At 67.6% G+C, this 3,457-nt stretch carries 5 protein-coding genes; 1 reads left to right on the top strand and 4 read right to left on the bottom strand.

The window, feature by feature from the left end; genetic code table 11:
• Together ACRDUX_RS38155 and map are read right to left on the bottom strand one after the other, a co-directional pair.
• Window positions 1-72, bottom strand: a 72-nt coding sequence (locus ACRDUX_RS38155) for a hypothetical protein (protein ID WP_526422301.1), incomplete at its 3' end; no start/stop codon positions are given.
• Between the two features lie 13 nt (window positions 73-85).
• Window positions 86-946, bottom strand: a complete 861-nt coding sequence (gene map / locus ACRDUX_RS38150) for a type I methionyl aminopeptidase (RefSeq protein WP_526422298.1) — start codon at window positions 944-946, stop codon at window positions 86-88.
• A gap of 97 nt (window positions 947-1,043) precedes the next feature.
• Here map and ACRDUX_RS38145 point away from each other — a divergent pair, with 97 nt between their 5' ends.
• The gene (locus tag ACRDUX_RS38145) at window positions 1,044-1,427 is read left to right on the top strand and encodes a PaaI family thioesterase (RefSeq protein ID WP_526422296.1); all 384 of its coding nucleotides are present in this window, start codon (window positions 1,044-1,046) and stop codon (window positions 1,425-1,427) included.
• Here the strand turns inward: ACRDUX_RS38145 and ACRDUX_RS38140 are convergent.
• Both ACRDUX_RS38140 and ACRDUX_RS38135 read right to left on the bottom strand, forming a co-directional pair.
• Window positions 1,424-1,972, bottom strand: coding sequence for a DUF1707 domain-containing protein (locus tag ACRDUX_RS38140; RefSeq protein ID WP_526422299.1), 549 nt, complete (start codon window positions 1,970-1,972; stop codon window positions 1,424-1,426). The genes ACRDUX_RS38145 and ACRDUX_RS38140 overlap by 4 nt on opposite strands.
• Before the next feature lie 116 nt (window positions 1,973-2,088).
• The coding region (locus ACRDUX_RS38135; protein ID WP_526422294.1) for a penicillin-binding transpeptidase domain-containing protein at window positions 2,089-3,457 on the bottom strand (1,369 nt) is incomplete at its 5' end.

Genomic DNA, 3,457 nt, shown 5'->3' with positions numbered 1-3,457 from the left:
ACACAGCCCGGCGACCACCATCGACTTACCCGCGTCCGACGTGGTGCCGGCAACGAGGAGCGCGCCACTCATGGCAACGGTCGGATCAGTCGGCCAGCGTCAGGATCTCGGCGCCGTCGTCGGTGATCACCAGGGTGTGCTCGAATTGCGCGGTCCACTTCTTGTCCGTGGTGGCAACCGTCCAACCGTCGTCCCAGATCTCGTAGTCCAGCGCCCCGAGATTGATCATCGGTTCGATGGTGAACGTCACACCCGGCTCCAGCACCGTGTCGATGGCGGGCTGGTCGTAGTGCAGCACCACCAGACCATTGTGGAACGTGGTGCCGATGCCGTGACCGGTGAAGTCACGAACGACGTTGTAGCCGAACCGGTTTGCGTATGCCTCGATGACACGCCCGACCACCGACAGCTGACGGCCGGGCTTGCAGGCCTTGATCGCGCGCATCGTCGCCTCGTGGGTGCGCTCGACGAGCAGCCGGTGCTCCTCGGAGACGTCGCCTGCCAGGAAGGTCGCGTTGGTGTCCCCGTGCACGCCGTCGATATATGCGGTGACGTCGATGTTGACGATGTCACCGTCCTGCACGACGGTCGAGTCGGGGATGCCGTGGCAGATGATCTCATTGAGCGACGTGCAGCAGGACTTGGGGAATCCCTTGTAGCCCAGCGTCGATGGGTACGCGCCGTGATCGACCATGTAGTCGTGCGCGATCCGGTCGAGTTCGTCAGTGGTGACACCCGGCGCCACGGCCTTGCCCGCCTCGGCCAGTGCGTTGGCCGCGATGCGCCCCGCGGCCCGCATCCTGTCGATGACGTCCGGCGTCTGCACCCATGGTTCGGTGCCCTCGCGCACGGTCGACTTCCATGCGTATTCGGGGCGTGGGATCGACTTGGGCACCGGCAGCGTCGGGGACAGCTCGCCGGGGCGAAGGGCGGTGCGTACGGGCATCCCGCCAGCGTAACTGCTACTACGCCTCCGTCGCCCGCGCCACGAGGCGACGAGAATGCCCCTCTCCTCATGAGAGAGGAGTGCTACCGTTCGGCGGGTGACCGAACGCGAACACCTGCTGAACCGGTTGGGCATGCGGGATCTCGAGGACTCGGCCGAGCGCCTGGTCATCGAGATGGACAACCGGCCCGACTTGGTCAACGTCCGCGGTGCGATTCAGGGCGGTCTGGTCGCCACCCTGATCGACATCGCAGCGGGGCGATTGGCGGGTAACGTCGCCGGGCCGGACAGGGATGTCACCACCGCGGACATGAACGTGCACTTCCTGGCGCCGATCGTGCAGGGTCCGGCTCGCGCCGAGGCCACTGTCGTGCGGGCGGGCAGGCGACTGATCGTGACGTCCGTCGACGTCTTCGACGCGGGCCGGGACCGCCTGGCTGCCAGGGCGACGCTGACGTTCGCCGTCCTCGAAGCCCGCTAACCGCGGCGCAACAACGACTTCCGCGGTCCGCGGATGTCGACCGAGCCGCAGACACTGCGACCGGTGAGGATCACGTGCGGCGTGCCCTCCGCCGGGGCATCCTTGCGATGGTCGCGGGCGCTGCCGACGACCACCTCGACGTCGTCGATCGATGCGCTCGCGCCGTCCGGCAGCCGAATGTCGACGGAGCCGAACTTCACGTCGAGTTCGATCACCACGATCGGCCCGGCGAAGCGGGCCCTGGTGAGATCGAGGTCGATCGAGCCCATCCGCCGCACCAACGACAGCCGAGTCGGGACGATCCATTCGCCCTGACGCTTCAGCGAGCCGAGCACACCGCGCAACTCCACCCGGTCGGTGGCGGTCGTGACGATCGCACCAGGGCCGGGCAGGTCCTCGACGAGCGCGGCGAGCTCGGAGTGCAGCCGGGCTTGCGATACGGCGCCCGAACGCTCCTCGAACTCGTCGATGTCGATGAGTCCGAGCGCCACGGCGTTGTGCAGCCGGCGCAACGTTCCGTTGCGGTCGGCGTCGGAAATGCGCAGGGCGGTGTGATTTCCCCGGTCGCTACGCTCCTGCCCTCCGACGGCCTCCACGCCGAGTTCCGAGCCGATACCCGAGTTGATGCTGGTCATTGCCACCCTCCTGCGAACCAGGTTACTCAGGCGAGGTAGTCGGGGGGCATCCCGCCAAGCATGTCCTTGCACATCCGCACGGCGTATTCGGAGCTGCCACCGCCGACGATCAGGGCCGCGAACGCGAGATCACCGCGGTAGCCGGCGAACCAGGCGTGCGACCCGCCGTCGAACTCGGCCTCACCCGTCTTGCCGCGGACGTCGCCGCTGCCGTTGAGCTCCTTGGCGGTGCCGTTGGTCACCACCAGCTGCATCATCGGTCGCAGCCCGTCGAGCATCTTCGGCGTGATGGACGGGGTGTCACCGGCCGCCACTTCGGTGTGGCTGCCTTCGATCAACTGCGGCACGGGCGTCTTGCCGGCCGCGACCGTCGCCGCGGCGAGCGCCATGCCGAATGGCGTGACGAGTACCTTGCCCTGACCGAAGCCGTCCTCGGTGCGCTCGGTGAGGTTCACGGTCGGAGGCACGGACCCGGTCACCGTCGTGATGCCGTCGACGACGTAGTCCGTGCCGATTCCGTACTGCGCGGCCGCGGTCGTCAGACCTCTCGGGGGCATTCTGCTCGCCAGCTCGGCGAACGTCGTGTTGCACGAGTTCGCGAATGCTCGTGACATCGACACCGTCCCCAGATCGAATCCGCCGTAGTTGGGGATCGACCGCTGGCCGATGTCGATGTGGCCGGGACAGCCGAGAAGTGTGTTGGGCGTTGCCATGTCGCGATCGATCGCGGCGCCGGCCGTGATGATCTTGAACGTCGACCCTGGCGGGTAGAGGCCCGTGGTGGCCGTGGGCCCGTCGGCGTCGGCGGCGGCGTTCTGCGCGACGGCGAGGATCTCGCCCGTCGACGGCTTGATCGCCACGATCATCGCCTTCTTGCCGACCATGTTGACCGCATCCTGGGCGGCGTTCTGTACGGAGCGGTCGAGGCTGATGGTCACCGAAGGGGCAGGGGCGCCTGGTGTCTCGTCGAGCACGTCGACGTCGGCGCCGTTCTGGTTGACGCTGACGACCCGCCAGCCCGCCTGACCGTCGAGCTCGTCGACGACCGATTTCTTCACCTGATTGATGATGTCGGGGGCGAAGCGGTCGTCGGTCGGTAGGAGTTCGGCTCGCGGTGTGATGACGACGCCGGGCCTGTTGCCGATCGCGGCGGCCACCGCGTCACGGTCTGACTGACGGAGCGTGATGAGGTCCAGTGGCCGAGGCGACGAGCTGGCAGTCTCGGCGAGTCGCTGGGCATCCATGGTCGGGTCGAACGGCCGGAGCGCGTCGGCGACGGCGGTAGCCGTAGGCATGAGGTCGGCCCCTGCCGCCTTCGCGTCGAGCGAGTAGTTGTACAGGTATCCGGGCACCAGGACGTCGCTGCCGCCGCGCTCGTTGACCGAAGCCCTTGGC

The sequence above is a fragment of the Mycobacterium sp. genome (assembly GCF_050701675.1).
In the GTDB taxonomy this organism is placed as follows: domain Bacteria; phylum Actinomycetota; class Actinomycetes; order Mycobacteriales; family Mycobacteriaceae; genus Mycobacterium.
The sequence above is the reverse complement of the archived record's forward strand: the minus strand, read 5'-3'. Positions and strand labels throughout refer to the sequence as shown.

What these genes read in the sequence shown, in the direction of transcription:
- map (WP_526422298.1), bottom strand. Translation starts at nt 946, where the DNA reads ATGCCCGTACGCACCGCCCTTCGCCCCGGCGAGCTGTCCCCGACGCTG.